General features: G+C 76.9%; 24 protein-coding genes. 10 read left to right on the forward strand and 14 right to left on the reverse strand.

The window, feature by feature from the left end; translation table 11 throughout:
* The first annotated feature begins 34 nt into the window (after nucleotides 1-34).
* Both ACI79C_RS06045 and ACI79C_RS06050 read left to right on the forward strand, forming a co-directional pair.
* The gene (locus ACI79C_RS06045) at nucleotides 35-544 is read left to right on the forward strand and encodes a PH domain-containing protein (protein WP_456944721.1); all 510 of its coding nucleotides are present in this window, start codon (nucleotides 35-37) and stop codon (nucleotides 542-544) included.
* Nucleotides 541-2,103 (forward strand): PH domain-containing protein, encoded by a 1,563-nt coding sequence (locus tag ACI79C_RS06050; RefSeq protein WP_456944722.1) that lies wholly within the window; start codon nucleotides 541-543, stop codon nucleotides 2,101-2,103. Before ACI79C_RS06045 ends, ACI79C_RS06050 begins: the two co-directional genes overlap by 4 nt.
* Here ACI79C_RS06050 and ACI79C_RS06055 read toward each other — a convergent pair.
* From ACI79C_RS06055 to ACI79C_RS06065, 3 genes are all read right to left on the reverse strand, one after another.
* Nucleotides 2,051-3,361, reverse strand: a complete 1,311-nt coding sequence (locus ACI79C_RS06055) for a glutamate mutase L (RefSeq protein WP_456944723.1) — start codon at nucleotides 3,359-3,361, stop codon at nucleotides 2,051-2,053. The two genes, ACI79C_RS06050 and ACI79C_RS06055, sit on opposite strands and share 53 nt — an antisense overlap.
* Nucleotides 3,358-4,458: a saccharopine dehydrogenase family protein gene (locus tag ACI79C_RS06060; RefSeq protein WP_456944724.1), complete on the reverse strand. Its 1,101-nt coding sequence runs from the start codon at nucleotides 4,456-4,458 to the stop codon at nucleotides 3,358-3,360. The genes ACI79C_RS06055 and ACI79C_RS06060 overlap by 4 nt, the downstream gene beginning before the upstream one ends.
* Nucleotides 4,459-4,542: 84 nt before the next feature.
* Nucleotides 4,543-5,232 (reverse strand): response regulator transcription factor, encoded by a 690-nt coding sequence (locus tag ACI79C_RS06065; RefSeq protein ID WP_456944725.1) that lies wholly within the window; start codon nucleotides 5,230-5,232, stop codon nucleotides 4,543-4,545.
* Between the two features lie 62 nt (nucleotides 5,233-5,294).
* Between ACI79C_RS06065 and ACI79C_RS06070 the strand changes: the two genes are divergently transcribed.
* The 3 genes from ACI79C_RS06070 to ACI79C_RS06080 all read left to right on the forward strand — a co-directional run bounded on the left by ACI79C_RS06070 (nucleotide 5,295) and on the right by ACI79C_RS06080 (nucleotide 7,439).
* Nucleotides 5,295-6,029: a sensor histidine kinase gene (locus ACI79C_RS06070; RefSeq protein WP_456944726.1), complete on the forward strand. Its 735-nt coding sequence runs from the start codon at nucleotides 5,295-5,297 to the stop codon at nucleotides 6,027-6,029.
* 156 nt (nucleotides 6,030-6,185) lie between these two features.
* A complete protein-coding gene (locus ACI79C_RS06075) occupies nucleotides 6,186-7,046 on the forward strand; it encodes a manganese catalase family protein (protein ID WP_456944727.1) in 861 nt (286 codons plus the stop codon).
* A gap of 171 nt (nucleotides 7,047-7,217) precedes the next feature.
* On the forward strand, nucleotides 7,218-7,439 hold the full coding sequence (locus tag ACI79C_RS06080) for a hypothetical protein (protein ID WP_456944728.1): 222 nt from the start codon (nucleotides 7,218-7,220) through the stop codon (nucleotides 7,437-7,439).
* Nucleotides 7,440-7,627: 188 nt separating this feature from the next.
* On the opposite strand, the gene ACI79C_RS06085 is transcribed toward ACI79C_RS06080, so the two are convergent.
* Together ACI79C_RS06085 and ACI79C_RS06090 are read right to left on the reverse strand one after the other, a co-directional pair.
* A complete protein-coding gene (locus ACI79C_RS06085) occupies nucleotides 7,628-9,274 on the reverse strand; it encodes a solute symporter family protein (protein ID WP_456944729.1) in 1,647 nt (548 codons plus the stop codon).
* Nucleotides 9,264-9,653, reverse strand: coding sequence for a DUF485 domain-containing protein (locus tag ACI79C_RS06090; protein ID WP_456944730.1), 390 nt, complete (start codon nucleotides 9,651-9,653; stop codon nucleotides 9,264-9,266). The genes ACI79C_RS06085 and ACI79C_RS06090 overlap by 11 nt, the downstream gene beginning before the upstream one ends.
* 198 nt (nucleotides 9,654-9,851) lie before the next feature.
* Here ACI79C_RS06090 and ACI79C_RS06095 point away from each other — a divergent pair, with 198 nt between their 5' ends.
* Nucleotides 9,852-11,159 (forward strand): Rieske 2Fe-2S domain-containing protein, encoded by a 1,308-nt coding sequence (locus ACI79C_RS06095; RefSeq protein WP_456944731.1) that lies wholly within the window; start codon nucleotides 9,852-9,854, stop codon nucleotides 11,157-11,159.
* Nucleotides 11,160-11,168: 9 nt separating this feature from the next.
* Here the strand turns inward: ACI79C_RS06095 and ACI79C_RS06100 are convergent, their stop codons facing one another.
* Complete coding sequence (locus ACI79C_RS06100; protein ID WP_456944732.1) at nucleotides 11,169-11,339, reverse strand: hypothetical protein; 171 nt, start codon at nucleotides 11,337-11,339, stop codon at nucleotides 11,169-11,171.
* A 103-nt stretch (nucleotides 11,340-11,442) separates the two neighbouring features.
* On the opposite strand from ACI79C_RS06100, the gene ACI79C_RS06105 reads away from it, so the two are divergent.
* Together ACI79C_RS06105 and ACI79C_RS06110 are read left to right on the forward strand one after the other, a co-directional pair.
* On the forward strand, nucleotides 11,443-12,018 hold the full coding sequence (locus tag ACI79C_RS06105) for a copper chaperone PCu(A)C (protein ID WP_456944733.1): 576 nt from the start codon (nucleotides 11,443-11,445) through the stop codon (nucleotides 12,016-12,018).
* A gap of 39 nt (nucleotides 12,019-12,057) precedes the next feature.
* The gene (locus ACI79C_RS06110; protein ID WP_456944734.1) at nucleotides 12,058-13,275 is read left to right on the forward strand and encodes an MBL fold metallo-hydrolase; all 1,218 of its coding nucleotides are present in this window, start codon (nucleotides 12,058-12,060) and stop codon (nucleotides 13,273-13,275) included.
* A gap of 77 nt (nucleotides 13,276-13,352) precedes the next feature.
* Here the strand turns inward: ACI79C_RS06110 and ACI79C_RS06115 are convergent, their stop codons facing one another.
* The 4 genes from ACI79C_RS06115 to ACI79C_RS06130 all read right to left on the reverse strand — a co-directional run bounded on the left by ACI79C_RS06115 (nucleotide 13,353) and on the right by ACI79C_RS06130 (nucleotide 16,898).
* Complete coding sequence (locus ACI79C_RS06115; protein ID WP_456944735.1) at nucleotides 13,353-14,000, reverse strand: haloacid dehalogenase; 648 nt, start codon at nucleotides 13,998-14,000, stop codon at nucleotides 13,353-13,355.
* A 30-nt stretch (nucleotides 14,001-14,030) separates the two neighbouring features.
* The gene (locus ACI79C_RS06120) at nucleotides 14,031-14,885 is read right to left on the reverse strand and encodes an Fpg/Nei family DNA glycosylase (RefSeq protein WP_456944736.1); all 855 of its coding nucleotides are present in this window, start codon (nucleotides 14,883-14,885) and stop codon (nucleotides 14,031-14,033) included.
* An 88-nt stretch (nucleotides 14,886-14,973) separates the two neighbouring features.
* Complete coding sequence (locus tag ACI79C_RS06125; protein WP_456944737.1) at nucleotides 14,974-16,491, reverse strand: malic enzyme-like NAD(P)-binding protein; 1,518 nt, start codon at nucleotides 16,489-16,491, stop codon at nucleotides 14,974-14,976.
* A 35-nt stretch (nucleotides 16,492-16,526) separates the two neighbouring features.
* Nucleotides 16,527-16,898 carry a hypothetical protein gene (locus tag ACI79C_RS06130; RefSeq protein ID WP_456944738.1) on the reverse strand — a complete coding sequence of 124 codons (372 nt, stop codon included), beginning with the start codon at nucleotides 16,896-16,898 and terminating at the stop codon, nucleotides 16,527-16,529.
* Nucleotides 16,899-17,032: 134 nt separating this feature from the next.
* Between ACI79C_RS06130 and ACI79C_RS06135 the strand changes: the two genes are divergently transcribed.
* Together ACI79C_RS06135 and ACI79C_RS06140 are read left to right on the forward strand one after the other, a co-directional pair.
* Nucleotides 17,033-17,932, forward strand: coding sequence for a CPBP family intramembrane glutamic endopeptidase (locus ACI79C_RS06135; RefSeq protein ID WP_456944739.1), 900 nt, complete (start codon nucleotides 17,033-17,035; stop codon nucleotides 17,930-17,932).
* A 38-nt stretch (nucleotides 17,933-17,970) separates the two neighbouring features.
* Complete coding sequence (locus tag ACI79C_RS06140) at nucleotides 17,971-21,162, forward strand: BTAD domain-containing putative transcriptional regulator (protein ID WP_456944740.1); 3,192 nt, start codon at nucleotides 17,971-17,973, stop codon at nucleotides 21,160-21,162.
* Nucleotides 21,163-21,210: 48 nt separating this feature from the next.
* Here the strand turns inward: ACI79C_RS06140 and ACI79C_RS06145 are convergent, their stop codons facing one another.
* The 4 genes from ACI79C_RS06145 to ACI79C_RS06160 are packed head-to-tail and all read right to left on the reverse strand — an operon-like array spanning nucleotide 21,211 to nucleotide 23,768.
* Nucleotides 21,211-21,651, reverse strand: a complete 441-nt coding sequence (locus ACI79C_RS06145; RefSeq protein WP_456944741.1) for an SRPBCC domain-containing protein — start codon at nucleotides 21,649-21,651, stop codon at nucleotides 21,211-21,213.
* 11 nt (nucleotides 21,652-21,662) lie between these two features.
* The gene (locus ACI79C_RS06150; RefSeq protein WP_456944742.1) at nucleotides 21,663-22,460 is read right to left on the reverse strand and encodes a class I SAM-dependent methyltransferase; all 798 of its coding nucleotides are present in this window, start codon (nucleotides 22,458-22,460) and stop codon (nucleotides 21,663-21,665) included.
* Between the two features lie 46 nt (nucleotides 22,461-22,506).
* A complete protein-coding gene (locus tag ACI79C_RS06155) occupies nucleotides 22,507-23,292 on the reverse strand; it encodes a hypothetical protein (protein ID WP_456944743.1) in 786 nt (261 codons plus the stop codon).
* Entirely contained in the window at nucleotides 23,289-23,768 is a 480-nt protein-coding gene (locus ACI79C_RS06160; RefSeq protein WP_456944744.1) for a DUF309 domain-containing protein, read from the reverse strand. Before ACI79C_RS06160 ends, ACI79C_RS06155 begins: the two co-directional genes overlap by 4 nt.
* Nucleotides 23,769-23,851: the final 83 nt, after the last annotated feature.

Below are 23,851 nucleotides of genomic sequence, written 5' to 3' on the forward strand. Positions count from 1 at the left end.
TCCGCGCACCGACCGGCTGCGAGGATGGACGGCGATGACTGCCGAGACCGCCGCGCCCGTCCGCGACCCCGCCTGGGCGCTGTCGCGCTCCGCGATCGGGCTGTGGGTCACCGAGGGGGTCCTCGGCACGCTGTTCTACGGGGCCGTGGTGGCCGCGTTCGTCCTCTTCGTCCCCCCGGGCGGCCCCGTGCCGGTGCTGCGCTGGGTCCTCCCGGCCCTGGTGGTCGTGTACGCGGTGGTGGCGATCGGCATCCGGCCCCGGTTCCGCTACCGGGTGCACCACTGGGAGGTCACCGACGAGGCGGTCTACACCCTCACCGGCTGGCTGACCCGGACCTGGACGCTGGTGCCGATCTCACGCATCCAGACCGTCGACGTGACCCGGGGCGTGCTCCAGCAGTTGTTCGGCCTGGCCACGGTCGCGGTGCTGACCGCCTCCAGCCAGGGCACGGTGCGGGTGCTGCACCTGGAGGCCGACGTCGCCGCGCGGGTCGCCGACGACCTCGCCCGCCGGGCCGAGCAGGTCCGCGACGAGGCGACGTGAGCGGGCTCGACGGCACCACGGGCGGACCCGAGGGCACCGTGAGCGGACCCGAGCGGCCGGAGGAGCTCCGGGGTCCGGAAGGCGCCGTGCAGGGGGGCGAGGTCCCGCCGCGGCGGACCTCCCCGCGCATCGTGCTCGTGCACACCGCCACGTTCCGGCAGGCCCGCCAGCTGGTCCCGCTGCTGATCCCGCTCGCCGCGGTCGTCGGCCTCGACGACGGGCTGACGACCGTCATCACCATGGCCGTCGCGATCACCGCGCTGTCGCTCGCCGCCGCCGCGCTCAGCTGGTGGCGGTTCGGCTACGCCGACGGTCCGACGGCGGTGGTGGTCACCCGCGGACTGCTGGCCCGCTCGGTGCGCACGGTGCCCAACGACCGCATCCGCGGGGTCGAGGTCGAGACGCCGCTGCTGCACCGGCTGTTCGGGCTGGTGCGGGTGCGCGTCGACGCCGCGGCCGGCTCGGTGGGCGCCACCCAGGAGGAGCTGGTCATCGACGGCGTCCCGACGGCCGAGGGCGACCGGCTGCGGACGCGGCTGCTGGCCCGCCGGGGAGCCCCCGGCCCGGCGGCGGCGCCGGACACCGTGTCGGCCGACGAGCCGGCCGAGGAGGAGTTCGCCCGCTTCGACGACCGTTGGCTGCTGTACGCGCCGCTGGTGGGCAGCTACCTCGTCGTGCCGCTGGCCGCCGTCGGCGCGCTGTTCCGCTTCGTCGACGAGCTGCCCGACGGCCTGGTGCCGGAGGTGGCCGGTCCCGACCTGTCCGACCCCCGGGTGCTGCTGCTCGCCCTCGCGGCCGCGGTACCCCTGCTGGCGCTGGCCGCGGTCGTCGGCGCGGCGCTGGTGAACTGGCGGTTCCGGCTGGTGCGGCGGGGCGGGTCGCTGGTCGCCGTCCGCGGCCTGCTCACCCGGCGGCACACCGAGCTGGAGGTCGACCGGATCCGCGGCGGCACGCTCAGCGAGGGCCTCGGCATGCGCTGGGTGCGCGCGGCCCGGGTCAACGCGCTGGTCACCGGCCTGGGCCAGGCCAACCGGCGGGGTCAGCTGCTGCCCCTGGGCCCGCGGTCGGAGGCCGAGACGCTGCTGCGCCGGCTGGTCGAGGACCCCGGGCCGCTGACCGCGCACCCGCCGGCCGCCCGGCGACGCCGGCTGGTCCGGGCGCTGGCGTCCGGCCTGCTGGTCACGGCCGTCGGCGTCCTCGCCACGGCCACGCTCGGCTGGTGGTGGGTCCTCGTGGCCGGCATCGTGCTGACCGTGCTCGGGGTGCCGATGGGGATCGGGCGGTACCACTCGCTCGGGCACCGGGCCGGCCCGCGCTCGTTCAGCGTCCGCAGCGGCTGGCTGGTCCGGGAGCAGGCGGTGCTGCAGCGCCGCGCCGTCGTGGGCTGGCAGGTCCGGCAGAGCCTGTTCCAGCGCCGCGCCGGGCTGGCCTCGGTCGTGGCCTGCGTCGGCGCCGGCAGCGGCGGCTACGCCGCGGTGGACCTGGCCGCCGCGGACGTCGCCGGGTTCACCGCGGCGGCGTCCTCGGGGTCGTGGGCCGGAACGCTCGCCCCCCGCTGAGCAGGCCCGCAGCCGCGGCCGGCGCGTCGGCGGCGAGCAGGCCGGCCGCGGCCAGCACGTACCGCTCGTCGACGGCGATCTCCGCGCCGGCCAGCACCCCGCCCGCTCCTGCGCGGTCGGCGGCGATCCGGCCGACCGCGTCCTCCACCGCTCCTGGGGGAGCGTGCCGGAACACCCCGCCCGACAGCACGACCAGCCCCACGGTGCGCGCTCCGGCGCCACCGGTCCCGTAGGCGGCCTCGGCCCGCAGGTGCCGGCGCAGGGCGATCGTCGCCGCCGCCGTCCCGAGGTCCAGCGGGTCCTCCCCGACCGGCGGGAGCCCCTCGTCAGCGGCGGCCGACCGGAGCGCGTCCGCGCTGGCCTCGACCCCGAGGTCACCCTCCACCGTCCGCCGCGCGGCGGGCACGCCGACCGCCTCGCGGCCCAGCGAGGACTGCTCGGCGTCGGGGTCGGGCACGCAGTGGACGTCGGTGGTCGCGCCGCCGACGTCCACCACGACGACCCCCGGGACGTCGGCGCCCGCGCGGCTCGCGGCCAGCACCGACACCCCGGCCAGGACGGCGTCCGGCGTGACCGTGCGCACCCACTCCCGGAGCCGCGGGTCGGCCGACAGCCGGTCGCCGCCGATGACGTGCCGGAGGAACACCTCGCGGATCGCCGCCCGCGCCGGCTCCGGGGCCAGGCGGCCGATGTCGGGCAGCACGTTGGCCGTCTCGGTGACCGGCACCCCGCCCGCGCGGAGCACCGCGGCCACCTCGTCCCGGACGGCGGTGTTGCCGGCCAGCACCACCGGGACGGGCCGACGACGGACCCCGCTGCCTCCCTGCGGCGGGGCCGGGGAAGCCAGCGCCGCCGCGTTGTGCCGCAGCACCGTGGCCTCACCGCCGTCGGTACCGCCCACCAGCAGGACGACGTCGGGCTCGTCGGCCCACAGCCGCGCCAGCGACTCGTCCGACAGCCGGCCCGCGGCGACGGACACGACGCGGGCGCCGGCCGAGAGCGCCGCCCGGTGTCCGGCCTCGGCGCTGATCAGTTCCTCGTAGCCGACCACCGCCAGCCGCAACCCCCCGCCGGCGCTCGAGCAGGCGAGGACCGGCACGTCGGGAGGGAAGGAGGCGGTGGCGGCGAGCACCCCGCGGACGACGTCGCCGTGGTCGGTGGGGGCCTGCGCCCGGGCCAGCAGCGTCCCGGCGGGCAGCCCGACGAGGGCGGCCTTGGTCCAGGTGGACCCGATGTCGACGCAGGCGACCGCGCTCATGCGCGCAGGAGCCCCGCCTCGGCGGCGCCGGCGGTGAGCGCGCCGAGCCCGAACGCCTGCACCGGGCCGAGCGTGCCGGTGCCGCGGACCCCGTGCTCCGCGGCGGACGTGGCACCCCAGGCCAGCAGCGCGGCGGTGAGCCCGTAGGCCTCCGGGCCGGCCAACTCCACCCGGCTGACCAGCGCGCCGGTGCGGTCGCGCACCTCGGCGACGGTGCGCGTGCGGGCGCCGGCCAGCGTGCGGTCCGACGGCGCCTCGCCCACCCGGGTGGCCACGACCGCGGCCACCCGCTGCACGGCCTGCCGGGCCAGGGGCAGCCGGCCGGCGAGCGCCGTGAGCGGGGCCAGCCGGGAGGCGACCGGTGTCAGGGGACCGAACCAGTCCAGGACGACGCCGACGTCGTGCAGTGTCGGGGCGAGCGCCGGCAGGGTCAGGTGCTCCGAGCCGCCCACCGACAGGCCGCGCCGTCCCCGCCCACCGGCCTCGAACCGCCACGTCCGCAGGCCCGCGGCCTCGGTCCGCAGGCGGCCGCCGGTGAACGCGTACCCCGGCTCCAGCAGCACCCCGACGGCCGAGACCAGCGTGCCGCGGGAGAACGCCTGGCCCGAGGTGCCGTCGATGGCGTAGCCGATGTCGACCCGGTGGGCGCGGTCCCCGGCGTCGGCCAGTGCCAGCGCGCCGGCGAGGGTCCCGGGCACGTAGTCGAGTCCGAACGCGGGCACCAGCGTGGCACCGGTGGCCGCCGCCCGCGGGCCGGCCTCCTCGAAGACCCGGCGGATGAACGGCGGCTCGCCGGTGGAGTCGAGGTACACCGCCCCGGCGTCGACGGCGGCGTCCACGGCCGGGCCACCCAACCGCAGGAACGGCCCCACGGTGCTGACCAGCACGTCACCGCGGCCGAGCAGGGCGCGCACCGACGCCGGGTCGGTGACGTCGGCCCGCGCTGTCTCCAGCCCGCCCAGCCGCCCGGCCAGTTCGGCGAGCCGTGCGGGATCCCGGCCGGCCAGGACCGGGCGGGCTCCGCGGCCGGCGAGGGCCTCCGCGGTGCGGGCGCCGGTGTAGCCGGTGGCCCCGAAGAGGACGATCCGCGCGCTCATCCGGGCGACCCTAGCCGCGACTGTCGGTTCGCGATCGTGGGTAGCGGGCCGCCGATGACCTCCGAGCCGGCACCGTTCCGGAGCTCACTCCTGCCGGCCCGCGGACTTCCCCAGGTGGACCCGGCCGGCCAGCGCAGCCGCCTCGACCCGGGTGGTCACCCCCAGGCTGCGCAGCAGGGAGGCGACCAGCCGCTTGGCGGTCCGTTCCGACACGTGCAGCGTCGTCGCGATCTCCATGGTGGGGGCGCCGTCGGCCACCAGCCGCCACAGCCGGCGCTCGTCGGCGGTCAGCCGTTCGGCGATGCCCTGCTCGCCGGTGGGGGCGGCGTCGTCCAGCAGCCGCCGCAGCAGCTCCTCCGGGAGCACCGACCACCCGTCGAGGACGGCGAGCAGCGGGCGCACCAGGGTCTCGGGGTCGGCGGTCTTGGGCAGGTAGCCCGCCGCACCGGCCCGCAGCGCCTCGATGGCGTCGTCCGCGTCGGCCATGCCCGACAGGGCCACCACCCGGACCATCGGGTCGGCCCGGCGGATGGCGCCGATCGCGCGCGTCCCGCCGGGCGGCGGCATGTGCAGGTCCACGACGGCGACGTCGGCGTGGTGGCGGCGCACGAGGGCAGCCGCCGCCGAGGCGTCATCCGTCGTCCCGACGACCCTCACCCGCCCGTCACTCACCCCGGGCAGGAGCAGGGCGAGACCACGGCTGAACAGCGGGTGGTCGTCGACGAGCACGACGTCGACTGGACGGCGCTCAGCCCCGGCGTCGGTCAACTCCATCTCTCCCCTGACGGTCGCGGCGCCCGGCGCTGGCTGACCGGTTGCGCACGACGGAGGTGCCCATGACCCTGGCCGCCAACCCCCCGACCGCACCGACCCCGCCGCGGCTGCTCTCCGGCCTGGCGGAACGGTTCCGGGCACACCTGCCCCGGGCCACCCGCCATCAGCCGGCCGAGCCGCCGGCCACGCCGGAGGACGCCGTCGTCCGGGCGCTGTGCCACGACATGCGCACGCCCCTGGCCTCGCTGGAGGCGCTGCTCGGCTCGCTGGACGAGACCCCCGCCGACCGCGGTGAGGTCCTGGAGCTGGCGCGTGCCCAGACCGCCCACCTGTCCTCCATGCTGCGGACGGCGGCGGCCGCCGGCGGCGCGGTGTCGCGGGCGCCGACCTCGCGCCGGCTGGGCGACGTCGTCCGTGCGGCGGTGGCCGCCTCCGGGCTGCCGGCCCGGCAGCTCACCGTGGCGCTCGGCGAGGGCGCGGAGGAGGTCGCCGTCGGCGACGCCCGGGTCGGGCGGATCCTCACCAACCTGCTGGAGAACGCGCACCGCCACGGGGAGGGGGCGCCGGTCCGGCTGGCGGTCACCTGCGGGCCGGGCTGGGTGGACCTCGCCCTCACCCAGGCCGTCGCCCACCCGGACCGGCTGGTCGAGCACCTGGGCACCGAGCTGCCGCCACCCGACCTCACCGGCCTCGGGCTGTGGTCGGTGCGGCGGCAGACGCTCGAGCTCGGTGGCCAGGTGGTGTGGGACGCCGACGGCGCGTCCCTGACGCTCACCGTGCAGCTCCCCGACCGCTGAGGCGGAGGGGCTCCGTGCGCGTCACCCGCACCCAGCCCCTCCGGTCCGAGGTTGGCACCCGAGGGCCAGGGACCGGCACGGGCGGGCCACCGGGCGCGGGCAGATCCCTGGTGTCACCGCATCGGCGGTGGTCGCGACGACGCCAGGGAGAGCCGCATGTTCACGCACACCCACGCCCTGCAGTACGAGGCCAAGCCCGACGGTCCCGACCCGGACTTCGCCCGCAAGATGCAGGAGGTCCTCGGCGGTCAGTGGGGCGAGATGACCGTCGCCACCCAGTACCTGCTGCAGGGCTGGAACTGCCGGCTGCCCGGCAAGTACAAGGACCTTCTCCTCTCCATCGGCACCGAGGAGCTGGCCCACGTCGAGATGATCGTGACGATGATCGACCGGCTGCTCGACCACATCCCGCTCAAGCCCGACTCGGCCGACCGCACCAAGGAGGCGGCTGCCGGCTACGGCCAGCACAACCCGCAGCACCCGATCGTGAACGGGGCCGGCGCCTCCTACATGGACAGCATGGGCAACCCCTGGACCGGTGCGTACGTCACCGCCAGCGGCAACCTGATGGCCGACTTCATGTACAACGCCACGGCCGAGATGCAGGGCCGGCTGCAGGTCGCCCGGCTCTACAACATGACCGACGACCCCGGGGTCAAGGACATGCTGCGGTTCCTCATCACCCGCGACCACTACCACCAGCAGCAGTGGCTGGCGGCGATCGAGGAGCTCAAGGACGACGGGATCGAGGGCATCCCGGTGCCCGAGGCGTTCCCGCTCGAGGAGGAGGTCGGCGACCTCGGCTACACCTTCATCGACGCCTCCGACGGCCCTGAGGCCTCGGCCGGCCGCTGGGCGTCGGGCCCGTCGGTCGACGGCCGCGGCCAGTTCTCCGCCCGCCCGATCGAGGCGACCGCGGACGCCCCGATCCTGCCGCCCGGCGACCCGCGGCTGTTCCCGACCCCGCAGCAGCCGGGGCAGTCGCTGCTCCAGAAGGCCAAGGACATGCTCAAGTGAGCGAGCTCACCCACGAGCACGGCAGCTCCGCGGACGCGGCCGACGCGCGCCGGCGAATCGCGCCCGTGAGCTGACCTGACCCGTCCTGCGCCGTCGCCGCGCCGGCGGCCGGGCCCTCACCGGACCCGGCTGCCGGCCGGCGGGACGCCTCCACCTCCCGGAGGAAGCACCGTGCACCTGTCCCTCCCCGCCGTCCTGCTGACGGTGGTCTACGCCGCGGCCCTCGCCGTCGCGGTCACCGCGCCCGGCCAGCACGGCCTCGCCGGAGCGGTCGTCCTCACCGGCCTGGTCACCCGCTGGGCGGTGCGGCACCGCCGGGCTCACCGCGTCGTCCCGGTCCCCGTGGACGCCGTCCTGGCCGCCGACGCCACCCCCGCCGCGCGCGCTGCCTGAGCCGATCCCGCCGGACACGCACGAGGCGCGCGCCCCCAGCAGGGGACGCGCGCCTCGGCGCTGGCAACTCGCTGGACCGGCCCCCTCCCGGGCCCCGCCCCCGAGCGGAGCGAGGCGTGAGGAGGAGGACGGCCCCCGTGCAGGGTCCCGCCGCGAGCCTGCGAGCGGTGGGGGGCACGGGGGTCCTCTCAGTGCTGGACGGCCTTCTCCGCCCCGATGCCGGTGAGCGCCCGCACCTCGAGCTCGGCCCACTTGGCCTCGTTCGGCTTCTCCTTGGACAGGACCGTGCCCAGCCAGCCCAGGAAGAACGACAGCGGGATGGACACCAGGCCCGGGTTGTTGAGCGGGAACCAGGAGAAGTCGACCCCCTGGATCAGCGAGGTGCTCTTGCCGGTCGCCTCGACGATCGGCGCACCCGACACCACCGGCGAGAAGATGATCAGGACGATGCAGGCGATCAGCCCGCCGTACATCGACCACAGCGCGCCCTGGGTGGTGAAGCGCTTCCAGAACAGCGTGTAGAGGATGGTCGGCAGGTTGGCCGACGCCGCGACGGCGAAGGCCAGTGCCACCAGGAAGGCGATGTTCAGCCCGGCCTGCAGCGCCAGGATGCCCAGCCCGATGGAGATCGCGCCGATGACGACGGCGGTGATGCGGGCGACCTTCACCTCGCCGTTGGGCGGCACGTTCCCCTTCTTGATCACCGAGGCGTACACGTCGTGCGCGAACGACGCCGACGCGGTGATCGTCAGACCCGCGACGACCGCGAGGATGGTGGCGAACGCGACGCCGGCGATGATGCCCAGCAGGACCGTGCCGCCGAGCTCGAAGGCCAGCAGCGGCGCGGCCGAGTTCACCGCGCCCGGCGCACCGAGGATCGTCTCGGGGCCCACCAGGGCACCGGCGCCGTAGCCGATGACCAGGCTGAACAGGTAGAAGATGCCGATCAGCCAGATGGCCCACACCACCGAGCGGCGGGCGTCCTTGGCCGTCGGCACGGTGTAGAAGCGCATCAGGACGTGCGGCAGGCCCGCCGTCCCGAGCACCAGCGCGAGGCCGAGGGAGACGAAGTCTAGCTTCGAGGTGTCGGTCGCGCCGTACTGCGCCCCGGGTGCCAGGACGTCGCGGCCGGCCACGGCGTTGTCCACCGAGCCGCCGAGCAGGGCCGAGAGGTTGAAGCCGAACTCGGCCAGCACCCACAGCGTCATGACCAGCGCGCCGGCGATGAGCAGCGAGGCCTTGATGATCTGCACGTAGGTGGTGCCGCGCATGCCGCCGACCAGCACGTAGATGATCATCAGCGCGCCCACCAGGATGACGACCAGGGCCTGGGCCGCCTCGCCGGTGACACCGAGCAGGAGGGTCACGAGGCCGCCGGCGCCGGACATCTGGGCCAGCAGGTAGAACAGCGACACCGCCAGCGTGGAGATGGCCGCCGCGGTGCGCACCGGCCCCTGCCGCATCCGGAAGGCCAGGACGTCGGCCATCGTGAACCGCGCGGTGTTGCGCATCAGCTCCGCGACCAGCAGCAGCGCCACAAGCCAGGCGACGAGGAAGCCGATCGAGTAGAGGAACCCGTCGTAGCCGAAGACGGCGATGGCGCCGGCGATGCCCAGGAACGAGGCAGCCGAGAGGTAGTCACCGGCGATGGCCAGGCCGTTCTGGGTGCCGCTGATGTTGCGGCCGGCCGCGTAGTAGTCGGCCGCGCTCTTGTTGGTGCGGCTGGCCCGGAACGTGATGACCAGCGTGATGGCGACGAAGACCCCGAAGATCGCGATGTTGATCGCCGGGTTGCCGATCGTCCCGCTCTCGGCGGCGAGCACCTCAACGGCCACGGGTGACCTCCCCGCCCACCGACGTGTCCCGGTGGCGGGCGTAGTCGTGGTGCTCCAGCCGCTCACGCATCTCGTCGGCGATCGGGTCGGTGCGCCGGTCGGCGTGGGCGACGTACAGGTGCGTGATGACGAACGTCGTCACGAACTGCGCGAGGCCCAGCAGGATCCCGAGGTTCACGTTGCCGAACACCGGGGTGGACATGAGGTCCGGCGCGTAGGTCGAGAGCAGCACGTAGAGCAGGTACCAGGCCAGGAAGGCGACGGTCATCGGGAACGCGAACCGGCGGAACCGACGCCGCAGCTCGGCGAACTCGGGTGAGGCCTGGGCCTCCTCGTACTCCTCCGGTGTCAGCAACCGGCGTTCGGCGGGTGGTGTCACGGCGCGCCCTCCCCTGTCAGGACTGTGGACCTGGAGTGATCGTCGTCACTGTAGAGACGTGTCGACCCGCCGTCTGCTGTTCGAGACGGAACCGTGTCGGACGACCCCCGACGTTCGGGGCCTTGGACCCGTCACCGACGTTGCCTGACCGTCCGGCGCCCGTAACCGTCCGGGAACGCGGCCGCGCTGCAATGGGTCATGGACACGACGGGGACGACGTCGACGGGGTGGTTCCCGGTGGCCCGCGCCGCCGAGGTCGGGACGACGCCGGTGCCGGTGGGCGCCGGCGGCCGGCCGTACGTGGTGGTCCGGCTGCGGCCCGGCGGCGAGGTGAGCGCCTTCCCCGCGCGCTGCCCGCACCGGCTGGTGCCGCTCGCGGCGGCGACGGTGGTGGAGGGCCGGCTGCAGTGCGGCCACCACGGCTGGCGGTTCGACGGCGAGGGGCGCTGCGTGGCCATCCCGTCCCTCGGCGCGGACGGGTCACCCCCGCCGCGGGCCGACCTCGCGATGCCCTGGGCGGTGGAGGAGCGGCACGGCTGGGTCTGGCTGGCCCCCGACCGGACCACCACCGCCCTCCCCCCGCGTCCGTCGGCGGACACCACCGCCGAGCCGGCGCCGCCGGAGGAGGAGCTCCGGGGCCCGGTGTTCGGCAACCTCGACCGGTCCCTGGACTCCGCGTGGCACCCGGTCGCGCTGTCGCGGGAGCTGCTGCCCGGGGGATGGCTGCAGGTCCGGCTGCTGGGGCGCACCTGGCTGCTGCGGCGCACTGCCGACGGGCTGGTGGCCGACCCACCCGCCCACGCCGTCACCGAGCGGCTCGGCGTCGTCTGGCTCGCGCCGGCCGAACCGCACGACGTGCCCCTGGACCTCCCCGAGGCCGGCGACCGCCACTTCGTGAGCACCTGGCTGCCGCCGGTCCGCTCCCCCGGGCCGGCCGGGCCGCTGGCCGACACCTTCTTCGACGTGGCGCACGCACCGTTCGTGCACAGCCGGATCGGCGGCTCACCGGACGCCGCGGAGGTGCCCGCCTTCGACGTCGTCCCCGAGGACGGTGGTTTCCGCGCCGAGCTGGAGCGGCCGTACGAGACGCCGCACCACCCCGGCGGCGTCGTCGGCCCGCCGGTGCGGCGGCGGGCCACCTACAGCTACCGGGCGCCGTTCCAGCTCCGGCTGCGGCTGGACTCCCCCGACTCGGGAGCCGTCACGACGATCCTGTGCCTGCTGCAGCCGGAGGACGCCGACTCCACCCGCGTCTACACCCGGATGCTGGTGTCCGCGGGGCCCGGGGCGCGCCTGCCGTGGCCGGACGACGTCGCCCGGGAGGTGGCCATCCAGCGCCAGGTGCTCGCCGAGGACCTCGCCCTGCAGGCGCGGCTGCCGGGCAGCGGGCTGCCCCTGGACCTGCGCGACGAGCTGCACGTGCGCGCCGACCGGCCCGGGGTGGCACTGCGGCGGGCGCTGGCCGACTTCGCGGCCTCGACCCGGCGGCTGCGCGGCGCCGCCTGAGCGCCGCGGTCACCCGGCCGGCAGGAGCTCCCCGCAGTCCGCGCACCGCGTGGGTGGGTCCTCGTCGGCCATCCGCCCGCAGGCGGGGCAGACCCGCCGCAGCCAGCAGGCGGGGTCGCCCCCCTCGGGCTCGGCCGGTGCGCGGCCCGGCTCGGCCTCGGGGTCCCCGGCGTCGCTCATGGCGCCAGCATGACGGTCCCGTTGCGATCCCGCCGACGGGCGCCGGCCCGCGGACCGGCCGGGTAGCCCTGCGGTGCCAGCCGAACACGGATCCGGGAGAGACATGACTGCGCAGCACCGAGCCCGTCGACACCGCCGCCTGGCGGCAGTGCCCCTCGCCGCGACCCTCGTGGTGGCGGGGTGCGGCGGGGTCGTGGACGACGAGGACAGCGCCAATCCGATCGAGGACCCCGGAGCGGAGGTCGAGGGCGGCAACCCGGCGCCGGACGAGGCCGTGTCCGGGACGGTCGAGGTCAACGCCCTGCAGTTGGCCTTCCCGGAGGACGGCCTCCACGAGGAGGGGTCCGACGTCCCGCTCTACGCGGCCCTCTCCAACACCGGCACGGCCGACGACCGGCTCCTCGACGTCACCGGCCCCGACTTCGCCGACGCCCGGCTGACCGCCACGGACGGCAGCGAGGGTGCGATCGTGGTCGGGGCGGACGACAACGCCTACCTGGAGCCCGAGGGACCGCCGTCGGTGACCCTCCTGGACCTCGCCACGTCGCTGCGCTCCTCGCAGTCGGTGCAGGTGACCTTCGTCTTCGAGGAGGCGGGCGAGGTGACCCTCGAGGCGCCGGTCGCCCCGGAGCCACCCGGCCAGGGGGACTTCACGCCGTCGGAGGACGTCGAACCCTGACGCGGCGCGCGGGCGCACTCCGCTGGGATGCTGGCAGGCGTGCCGTCCCCTGCCGCCCGCCGCACCGCGTTCGCCCTGACCGCCACCCTCGCCGGGCCCGCCCTCTGGGTCGCCCGCGCCGCCTGGGGCCTGCCCACGGCGCTGGGCGCGAGCCGCCGGGAGGTGCGCCGGTACGCCGCGGGGTCACCGCAGTTCGCCGGGGGCCGCTTCCACAACCGGATGAGCACGCCGGCGCTGCCCTCGGCCAGCGCGCGGCGCGGGCTGCTGCGGCAGATGCACGAGGAGCGGCACACCGGCCTCCCGGCACGCCCGGTGCCGCTGGCCCGCCCGGAGCTGCCGGCCGAGCCCGGGGAGCTGGCCGTCACGTGGTTCGGGCACTCCAGCGCGCTGGTCGAGCTCGACGGGCGACGGGTGCTGGTCGACCCCGTGTGGGGCGACCGCGTGTCGCCGTCCCCGCTGCTCGGCCCCACCCGGCTGCACCCGGCGCCCGCACCCCTGGACGCGCTGCCGCCGGTCGACGCGATCCTGGTCTCCCACGACCACTACGACCACCTCGACCTGCCCACCGTCCGGGAACTGCTGCGCACCCAGACCGCGCCGTTCCTGGTGCCGCTGGGCATCGGGGCGCACCTGCGCGGCTGGGGCGTGCCGGAGGAGCGCATCGTCGAGCTCGACTGGGACGGCGTCGCGGTCGTCGCGGGGCTGACGGTCACCTGCACCGAGGCCCGGCACTTCTCCGGCCGGTTCCTCGCCCGGGACACCACCCTGTGGGCGTCCTGGGCCATCGCCGGGCCGCGCCACCGGGTCTTCTTCGGCGGCGACACCGGGTACACGCCGGCCTTCGCCGGGATCGGCGCGCAGCTGGGCCCCTTCGACCTGACCCTGCTGCCGATCGGCGCCTACAACGACGCCTGGCGGTACATCCACATGACCCCCGAGGAGGCCGTGCGCGCCCACGGTGACCTCGGCGGCGGGCTGCTCGTGCCGGTCCACTGGGCCACGTTCAACCTGGCGTTCCACCGCTGGGCCGAGCCGGTGGAGCGACTGTGCGCCGCGGCCGAGCGGTCCGGCGTGCAGGTCGCCGTCCCGCGGCCGGGTCAGCGGGTCGACGTCCTGGCCCCACCCCGGCTCGCCGACTGGTGGAGCCGGGTCGGGTCGGCTGCCGACGAGCCGGCCGACCAGGGGGACGCCGGGGTGGGCAGCTCGGTGGTGGCGCGGGCGGCGTCGTGGCTGACGGCCCGGCGGCAGGCCGACTGAGGCCAGGCCGCAGGCCCTCCCACACCGACGGTGGCGGGACTGCGACGACGTCGCCGTCCACCCGCCGCCCCCTCCGCTCAACCGAGCAGTCGCGCCACCTCGGACAGGTCGCCGGCCTCCCGCCGCGGCGTCCCGCCCTGCGGGTCGAGGGTGTGGCCCGGCCGGCGCAGCCGGACGACGTCGATGCCGGCGGCCAGGGCCCCGCGCACGTCCCGCGCCGAGGTGGCCACGTGGACCAGCCGGCCACCGGCGCGGTGGAGGGCCCGCCGGTAGATCGCCGCCGCCGGCTTGTAGGCCCGCAGCCGCTCGGAGGTGAGGACGGCGGCGTCGTCCACCCGGCCGGCGACGCGGGTGCGGGCGAAGACGGCGTCGTCGACGTTGGAGAGGACCCCGACCCGGGCGAGCTCCGCGAGCGCGGTCAGCCCGGTCTCGACGTCGGGCCACAGCGGCCAGTCGCCGACCGAGGCCAGCAGCGCGGTCGTGTCGGCGTCGGCGTCCCGGTCGACGCCGAGCTGCGCGTACGCGGCGGTCAGCGCCCGGCGGCTGTGCTCGGCGAAGGGCACCCAGGTGGGCTCGTCGCGCTGGGAGGCCTTGTTGGCGGCGTCCCAGGCGTCGTAGAGGACGGCGCCGTCGGCCCCGGTGATCCACGCCAGCGCGGCCGACCCGCCGGTGCGCGAGTCGATGAGGGCGCTGAACAGGTCGACGGTCACGAGTCGGAGTGCCACGGCGCGGATTGTGCGCCCGTGGCACTCCGCTCAGCGCAGCAGCTTGGACAGCCGGCGGTCGGCCAGCGGCTTCCCGCCGGTCTGGCAGGACGGGCAGTACTGCAGCGAGGTGTCGGCGAAGCTGACCTCGCGGACGGTGTCCCCGCACACCGGACACGGCAGGCCGGTGCGGGCGTGGACCCTCAGCCCGGAGCGCTTCTCGCCCTTCATCGTCGCGGCCTGCTGCCCGACCTGGCGCTCCAGGGCGTCGGTCAGCGTGGTCCGCACCGCGTCGTAGAGCCGGACGACCTCGTCGTCGGTCAGTTTGTCGGCCATCTTGAACGGCGAGAGCCGGGCGGCGTGCAGGATCTCGTCGGAGTAGGCGTTGCCGATCCCGGCGACCAGCGTCTGGTCTGTGAGCGCGCCCTTCAACTGGCCGGAGCGGCCGGCGAGCAGCGCGGCGAAGGCCTCCCGGTCGACCTCGAGCGCGTCGGGGCCGAGCCGGGCGACCCCGGGGACGTCGGCCGGCGTGCGGACGACGTACACCGCCAGCCCCTTGCGGGTGCCCTGCTCGGTGAGGTCGAAGCCGTTGCCGTCGTCCAGGTGGACCCGCAACGCCAGCGGGCCCTTGCCGGGCTTGGGCGGGGCGGGCGGCAGGCCGGTGCGCCAGTGCAGCCAGCCGGCCCGCGCCAGGTGCACCACCAGGTGCAGGCCGGAGACGTCGAGGTCGAGGAACTTCCCGTGCCGGGTGACGCCGGAGAGCTCCAGGCCGGCCAGCGAGGACAGCGGCGGGTCGAAGGTCTTGATCGCCTGGACGGCGGCCAGGTCGACCCGCGTCACCACCTTCCCCACGGCGTTCCCGCGCAGGAACGCCGTCAGGGCCTCCACCTCGGGCAACTCGGGCACCGGGCCATGATGCCCTGCTCAGCCCACCGGGCGCCGTCCCCCGATCCGGGCGGTCCCCGCGAGGGACCGCCCGGTCCGGGGTCCTCCGTCAGGCGTCGTCGCCGTTGTCCTCGTTCAGCTGGACCGTGGCGCCGGGCTCGGTGCGGGCCTGGTCGGCGACCGCGGCCGCGACCGCCTTGGCGACGGCGGGGTCGAAGACGCTCGGGATGATGTAGTTGGCGTTGAGCTGGTCGTCCTTGACGACAGCCGCGATCGCCTCGGCCGCGGCCAGCAGCATGCCGTCGCTGATCTCCCGGGCGCGGGCGTCGAGCAGCCCGCGGAAGACGCCGGGGAAGGCCAGCACGTTGTTGATCTGGTTGGGCAGGTCCGAGCGGCCCGACGCGACGACCGCCGCGTACTGCCGGGCCCGGACCGGGTCCACCTCGGGGGTCGGGTTGGCCATCGGGAAGACGACCGCGTTCTCCGCCATCCGGGCGAGGTCCTCGACGGCGAGCACGTTGCCGGCGCTGACGCCGATGAAGACGTCGGCGCCCTCGAGCGCGTCGGGCAGCTCCCCGCGCACGCACTCGGGGTTGGTGCGCTCGGCCAGGTCCCGCTTGGCCTGGGACAGCCGCTCGTCGTCGGGCGAGAGGATGCCCTCGCGGTCCCACACCAGCACGCGGCGGGCGCCCGCCTCGAGCATGAGGTGCACGATCGCCGTCCCGGCGGCACCGCCACCGGCGACCACGATCTTCACGTCCTCGAGCTGCTTGTCCACCACGCGCAGGGCGTTGCGCAGGGCCGCCAGCGCGACGATCGCCGTCCCGTGCTGGTCGTCGTGGAAGACGGGGATGTCGAGCTTCTCGCGCAGCCGGGCCTCGATCTCGAAGCAGCGCGGCGCGGCGATGTCCTCGAGGTTGATCCCGCCGAAGCCGGGGGCCAGCAGCTCCACGGTGCGGACGATCTCGTCGACGTCCTGGGTGTCCAGGCAGATCGGCCAGGCGTCGATGTCGGCGAACCGCTTGAACAGGACCGCCTTGCCCTCCATGACCGGCATCGCCGCGCCCGGGCCGATGTCGCCGAGGCCGAGGACGGCGGAGCCGTCGGTGACCACGGCGACGGTGTTGCCCTTGATCGTCAGCCGGCGGACGTCGTCGGGGTTGGCCGCCAGCGCCAGGCAGACCCGCGCGACACCGGGCGTGTAGGCCATCGACAGGTCGTCACGGGTCTTCAGCGGCACCTTGGAGGCGACCTCCAGCTTGCCGCCCAGGTGCAGCAGGAAGGTCCGGTCGCTGACCTTGCGGACCTTGACCCCGGGGACCGACCGGAGCGCCTCCACCATCTCCTCGGAGTGCGCGGCGTCGGCGGCCGAGCAGGTGACGTCGACGGTGAGCCCGTCGGAGCGGCTGTCCACCACGTCGATGGCGGTGACCGCGCCGCCGGCGGACCCGACGGCGGTGGCGATCCGGCCGATCGAGGCCGGGTCGCCGTCGGCGGTGAGCCGGACGGTCAGGGAGTACGACGCCGAGGTGACCGGCCCGCGCGGCGGCGTGGCCGGCTCGCCCAGGTCGGTGTCGTCGGTGCGGGGTGCGGCGGCTGTGGTCTCGGTGCTCATGGCGGTGCCCATCGTCCCACCTCGGCCGCCGGGGGTCGCGCTTGCGGTCACATCGGTCGTGTGGGCTCCAGCACGAGCTCGAGCCCGCCGTCGGCGGCGAGCGCCACGCGCGCGGCGTCGTCCAGGGCCGGCCGCTGCGCGAGGTCGGCCACCGCCCGCTCCGGCCCGGCGGGGAAGGCCACGACGACCAGCCGCGCCGGCTCCGGCCCGGCCCGCAGGGACCACGCCGTCCCGCGCCGGCAGACCGCCGTCCCGCCCGGGGTCAGGGGGCGTGGTCGGCCGTCCCCGGCGGCCAGGACGGGGCAGCCGGCCAGGACGACGAGCACCAGGTCGGCCCTGCGGGCCCGGCAGCGGCTCAGCGCGCCCCCGGCCGGCAGCGCGACGACGGCGGCGGCGGGGACGGGGTCGGGGCGCTGCATGCCGGCCACGCTCGCGCGGTCCGCTGGTGAGCCGCTGGTCGGGGTCGACCAGCGGCGGACCAGGGGCCGACCAGCGGCGGTCCCGAGGCTCTGCGGCGATGGCACACCCCAGGACCCGGGAGCACCGAACCGCGATGACCACCACCCCGCAGCTCTCCCCCGCGCCGGCCGCACCGCCGCGCACCCCCTCACCCGGGAAGGAGATCGCCGTCTTCCTCGGGACGACGGCCGCCCTCCTCGCCGGCACCACGGCGTTCGCCGCCTCGCAGGACGCCGACGTGCGCGCGATCGACCAGTCCCCGCCGCTGGTGCAGGCCGTGCTCTACGGCCAGGCGCTGATCCCGCTCCTGGCCGCCGTCCTGACCCGGCTGGTCACCACCGGGAGCCTGCGGCGGCCCGGCTGGGGCGTCCGCCGCGTGCCGCTGCGCGTCCTGGGGCGGGCCTGGCTGTGGGCGCTCGTGACCACCCTGGCCGGTGGGGCGCTGCTGTGGGTCACCGGCCTGGGCGGCGTCGACACCGGCGGCCTCGGCCCGATGACCGCCCTGGGCCTGACGCTGCTGGTCCTGCCCTACGTGGTGCTGGCCCTCGCCGAGGACGTCGGCTGGCGCGGCCTGCTGGTCACCCGGCTGGCCGAGGTGGCCCGGCCACGCACCGTGGTGCTGGTCAGCGGCGTGGCCTGGGGGGCGTTCCACTGGCCGCTGGTGCTCTTCCTCGGAGGCGCGCCCGACGGCCTGCCGGTGACCTACGCCCTGCTGTGCACCACGCTCGGGACCACCGCGCTGGGTGCGGTGCTGGCCAGCATGCAGCTGCGGTGGGGCATCTGGCCGGGGGTGCTCGCGCACGCCGTCGCCAACGCCACCCTGTACCACGTGCTCGCGCCGCTGACCGCCGAGCGCGAGCACACCGCCTGGTTCTCCGCGGAGACCGGCCTGTTCGGCTGGCTGGTCCTCGTGGTCGGTGCGGCGGTCTGGCTGCGCGCCTCCCCCCTCGTCCGGTCGGCCACGGGCGGCACGGTCGCGACCTCGCGCCGCTGACCCCTGCGCAGCACTGATCTCGCCTACCCTCCGCAGCCGTGGAGCTGCGGGTGGGCGTGCTGGGCCCGACACGCGTCACCCGGGACGGCAGCGAACTGGACCTCGGCGGGCGCCGGCCCGCCGAGGTCCTCGCGTTGCTGGCCGCGGCCGAGGGGCGGCCCGTGCCCGCCGACGTCCTGGCCGACCGGCTGTGGCGGGGGGGCCCGCCGGCGACCGCGGCCACGACCCTGCAGGGCCACGTCGCCCGGCTGCGCCGGCTGCTCGACCCGGGCCGCGGCGCCCGCGAGGCGACCGTGCTGGTCACCCGCGGGGCCGGCTACGCCCTCGTGCTGCCCCGGACGGCGGTGGACGCGCACGCCTTCGCCGACCTGGTCGGGGCCGCCGCGACGGCCGACGACGCGGGCGCCGCGCGGCTGCTCACCCAGGCGCTGGCGCTGTGGCGGGACCGGCCCTACGCCGACGTCGCCGACGTGCCCGACGTCGGACCGGTCACCGCCCGGCTGGAGGAGCTGCACCGGGGCGCGGTGGAGCGGCTGGCGGAGGTGCGGCTGGCGCTGGGTGCCGGCGCGGAACTGGTGGCCGACCTGGCCGCGGCCGCGGCCGCCGAACCGCTGCGCGAGCGCACGGCCGCCCTGCTGGCCCGGGCGCTCTACCGGGCGGGCCGGCAGGGCGAGGCGCTCGACGTCCTGCGCGCCACCCGCGCCCGGATCGCCGACGAGCTCGGCCTCGACCCCTCGCCCGAGCTGCGGGAGCTGGAGTCGGCGGTGTTGCGGCAGGACCGGGGACTGGCCCCCGCGCCGCCGCGCGCGGCCCCCGCCACGGCGCCGGTGCCCGACGGCTTCGTCGGCCGCGCCACCGAGCTCGACGCGCTCGGGGCGGCGTGGGCGTCGGCCGGCGCCGGTCGTGGCACGGCCGTGGTGGTCACCGGGGAGCCGGGCATCGGCAAGACCCGGCTGGTCGAGGCGTTCGCCGGACGGTCTGGGGCGGCGGTCCGCTGGGGCCGCTGCGCCGAGATCGGCGGCGCTCCCCCCTACTGGCCCTGGCAGCAGGTGCTCGGCGGCCTGCCCGAGGCGCTGCCGGGCACGGACACCGGCGCCCGATTCGCCCTCGGCCTCGACACCGCCCGCCGGCTGCGCGCCCTGGCCTCCGCCGCGCCGCTGCTGGTGGTCCTCGACGACCTGCAGTGGGCCGACGGCGACTCGCTGCACGTGCTCGAGGTCGTCCTCTCCCAGCTGTCCGACAGCCGGGTGCTGGTCGCGCTGACCTGCCGCGAGGAGGCCACCGGAGACCCCTCCCTGGCCCGCGTGCTGGGGCTCGCGGCCCGGGTGCCGGGAGCGCGGCGGCTGGAGCTGTCCGGGCTGGCCGCCGGTGAGGTCGGCGCGCTGGTGGCGGCGCTGCGCGGCGGCCCGCAGGACGAGCGCACCGCGTCCGCCGTGGCCGAGCGGTCGGCCGGCAACCCCTTCTTCGTCACCGAGCTCGCCGCGCTGCCCGAGGGCGGCGGCCCGGTCCCGGCCGGGGTGCGCGACGTCGTCCGGCTGCGCCTGGCTCCGCTGGCAGCCGCGACCCGGGCCGCCCTGGAGGCCGCCGCCGTCGCGGGGCGCGACACCTCGGTCGGGCTGCTGGCCGCCGTCCTGGAGGGGGCGGCCGACGACGCCGTCCCCGCCGCCCTGCGCGCCGGGCTGCTGGTCGAGCCCGTGCCGGGGCGGGTCCGCGTCGCCCACGACCTGGTCCGGGAGGTGCTGCTGGCCGACCTCGGGCCGGTCCGCCGCGCCCGGCTGCACGGGCTGCTGGCCGACGCGCTGGCGGCCAGCCCGGCCGCGGCCACCTCCGCCGCCGCCATCGCCGTCCACCGCAGCGAGGCCGCCGCCGGAGCCCCCGACCCGGCCGCCGCCCGCGCCTGCCTCACGGCCGCCGCCGAGGCCCTCGACCGGGCCGGCGACGACGAGGCCGCCGCGCTGGCCGCCCGCGGCCTGGCCCACGCCGGCCCCGGCGACGGCGACACGGGAGCCGACCTGCAGCTCGTGCGGGGCGCCGCGCTGCGCCGGCTGGGCCTGATCGAGGCCAGCGGAGCCGCCCTGGCCGCCGCCGCGGACCTGGCCCGGCGGGCGGACGACGCGGCGCGGCTGGCCCGGGCCGCGGTCACCTCGGCCGGCGGCGGGCTCGGGGGCTACTGGGCCACCTCCGGCGCCCTCGCCGCGACCGACGTGTCCCTGCTCGAGGAGGCCGCCGAACTGGCCGACGAGCTCGACCCCGACCTGCGGTCGGCCGTGCTGGCCGCGCTCGCCGTGCAGCGGGCGTCGGTGGGGTCGCCGGGCGGTCCCGAGCTGGCCGCGCGGGCGCTCGCGGCGGCGCGGGACCGGCCCACCGCCCGGCCGCGGGCGATGGTCGCCCGCTTCGTGGCGCACTGGACGCCGGCGTGGGCGGGCGAGCGCCTGGAGTGGGCGCGGGCGATGCTCCGGCAGCGGTCCGGCGACCCCGCGGCCGAGGCCACCGCCCTCCACCTGCTGCGCTGCGCGCTGCTGGAGACGACGCAGGCGGAGGAGTCCGCCGCGGTCTCCCAGCGGTTCACCGACCTCGCCGTCCGCCGCGGGGACGGCGACCTGCTGCAGCTCGACGCCTGGTGGCGGGCCGGCCTGGCGCTGGCCCGCGGCGAGGCGGGCCGGGCCCGGGAGCTGGCCGACGCCGCGGTCGCCGACGCGCCGACCACCTCCCCCGCGGCCGCCGACGTCACCCGGATGTCCCGGCAGACCATCGAGGGGATCGCCGCCTGGCACGAGCACCGGCTGCCCGACGTCGTCCCGGAGGTGGTGGACCTCGCCGCGACGGTCGACCCCGGCTGGCTGGGGGTGCTGGCCCAGGCGCACGCCCAGGCCGGCCGCCGCGAGGCCGCCCTCGCCGCGGTCGACCGGCTGCTGACCTCCCCCGGCGGCGGCACGCGGGAGCCCGTGCAGACCGTCCTGCTCAGTGACGTCTTCCTCGAGCTCGCCGACGGTGAGCGGGCGGCCACCGTGCTCCCGGCCCTGCGGTCCTACGGCGACACCGTCGTCGTCCTGTGGCCGGGGACGACGGTGCTCGGCCCGGCCGCGCTCTACCGCGGCGGGGTGATGGCCCTGCTCGGGCTGCCGGGCGCGGCCGCCGAGCTGCAGCGCGCCCTGGAGCTGTGCGAGCGGTTCGGGTTCGCACCGTTCGCCGCCCGGACGGAGCGGCTGCTCGACGGCATCGGCCGCTAGTCCGCGTCCCCGACCGGCCGGTGCACCAGCGGGTCCCGCCGGCCGGCCTCAGCCCCCGTGCCGGGAGGTCCGCCCCTCGGCGCGCGCCTTGAGGCCCGCGCAGAACTGCCGGAACGAGGGGTTGAGGTCCGGGGTGGTGCGGCCGAGCAGGAACGCCAGCGGCCCGCTGTGGTCCTCGCGGACGGTGAGCACCGTGCCGCCGTCCTCCTGCCCGTCGAGGTGGTAGGTGCGCTCGATGACCGCCAGGCCGAACGGCAGGCCCCCACGCCAGCGCATGACCTCGCCGGGACGGATCTCGGTGACCGTCACGTCGAACGGGCGGTTGCGGATCATCGTGGCGTAGAGCGTGAGCCGCTCCCCCAGGGCGACCCGGCCCTCCACGCGGTCGACGCCGGAGTCCCAGTCCCGCCAGCCGCCGACGTCGACCAGCAGGTCCCACACCGCGGCGGGGCTCGCGTCGATCCGGGTGGCGGCCTCGAAGCTCCTCATCGCTCTCCCCTTCAGCCGGCCCGCACGCCGGTGGACTGCAGGTAGGTGTTGGGCACCACGATGCCGGGTCCGCCGCCGCGCGTGAAGCTGCCCCACATGTCGCTGAACTCGGCCTCCAGCGTCGCACGCCCGGCCTCGTCCAGCCGCCGCCAGGCCACGTGCACCGGCGCGTACCAGTCGCGGTAGCGCTCCCACTGCGCCGCCACCGACGGTGCGGTGAACTCCACGGTGCGCTCCGCGTGCCGCAGCGAGCACTCCCCCAGGCCCAGCAGCCCCTGCACACCGTCGGGCGTCCCCCACCTCACCGGGTCCCCGGTGGCGTCCTCCGGGTCGTGCCGCGCGATCAGCGAGAGCAGCCGGCCGCCGGGTGCCTCGGGGCGCCAGGCGGTCAGCCCGAGCCGGCCACCCGGCCGCAGCACCCGCAGCAGCTCCCGCGCGGCCTGCTCGGGGTCGGCGGCGAAGACGACGCCGAAGGTGGAGACCACGACGTCGAAGGAGCCGTCCGGGAACGGGAGCGCGCAGGCGTCGGCGACCTCGGTGGTGAAGGCCAGCCCCTCCATCTGCGCGCGGCGGCCGGCGTACTGGACCAGCTCGGGCACGAGGTCGGTGCAGACGACGTCGGCGTCGCGGCGGGCGGCGGCCAGCGCGGTGTTGCCCGTGCCGCCGGCCACGTCGAGCACCCGGTCCCCGGGCCGCACGCCCAGGTCGGTGACCAGCTGCTCGCTGGCCGGCACCAGCCGGACGCCCACGCGCTGGTAGTCCCCGGCCGCCCAGACCTCGCGGGTGCGCGCAGCGCTGGAGGCGGTCATGCCCGGCAGTGTGCTCCGCGTCACTCGGCGGGGGGTAGGGGTGCGCTCAGCCGACCAGCAGCGCCCCGCGGTCGGGCCGCCGCACCGCCCGGACCGCCAGGGCCGCGACCACGACGGCGGCGGCCACCACCGCCGCGACGGTCACCGTCACCGGTCCGCCGTCGACCGCGACCGCGGCCAGTCCCCAGACCACCGCCGCCGCGAACGGCCCCGCCGAGACCCGGGCGACCAGGACGACCCCGGCCCCCAGCGCGGCCACCGCCGCGAGGGCGGACACCGACCACGCCTGCGCTGCCGGCCCCTGGGCGGGCGCGCCGAGCGCGACACCCGCCGAGGCCACCTGCGCCGCGGAGGCCAGCGTCACCCAGCCCAGCAGCAGGCCGGTGACCGCCGCCGGGAGCAGCCGGGCGAGTCCGGACAGGCGCAGGTCCTGCAGCCGGGCCCAGGCCGTCGCCGCCGCCGCGACGATGGCGAAGAGGAGCACCGCCGGGACCAGGGGCGCGCTGTCCCCCACCAGCGGGAACAGCACCTCCCAGGCGGCGTTGCCGGCGAACGCCGCGGCCAGTGGCCAGCCGGTCCGCCGGTGCACCGGGCGGTCTCGCTGGCCGGGCAGGGCCTGGTACACCGCCCACGCCAGCGCGCCGGCGAAGACCAGGCCCCAGATGGTGAAGGCGTAGCCGGCCGGGGTGATCAGCGAGCGGGTCGCGTCGCTGACCTCGCCCACGCTGCGCCCGGCGACGGCCGTCCCGAGCGGGCTGCCCCCGATCTGGGCGACCGCCGCGGCCAGCACCGCCGCCGCGCGCACACCGTCGCGACGTCGTCCTCGTGTCACGTCCCGGGGCTCCTCAGCCGGATCGAGGCGGCACGCACCTCCCGCCCGGCGGCCGCCTCGGCGGCCAGCGTCCGCGCCCGGGCGGCCAGGCCCGCGACGTCGAGACCGTGCGGCGGGTCGGCGGCGTAGCCGGCGATGTTCCCGGCCCCGCGGTCGAGCAGGGTGGCCGCGCCCCGAGCGTTGCCCCGGGCGGCGTGGGTGAGCCCCACCGCGAGCTGCGCCAGCCCCCGCCACAGCTGCCGCTCGGGCTCCGGCGCGGACTTCCAGGCGTCCTCGAGGACCTCGTGGGCGTGGAACGGCCGGCCCGCGTCGAGCAGCCGCTGGGCCTCGGCCAGGGCCTCGGCCGGGGGGCGGACCACCCCCTCGGGGGCCCGCTCCTCGCCCACCGCGCCGCGAGGCAGCGGGCGGCCCAGCGCGTCCCGCGGGCGGGCGTTGCGGGCGCGCCCCTCGGCGTCCCGGTCCCGAGCGGCATCCACGCGCCCATCTTCGTCCGAACACCGGAGGACGTCGTCGCGCGGGGCTTGTCCTGTCAGTGGGGGTGTGCAGGATGTTCGCCGAG

Source organism: Geodermatophilus sp. SYSU D00697 (assembly GCF_054050175.1).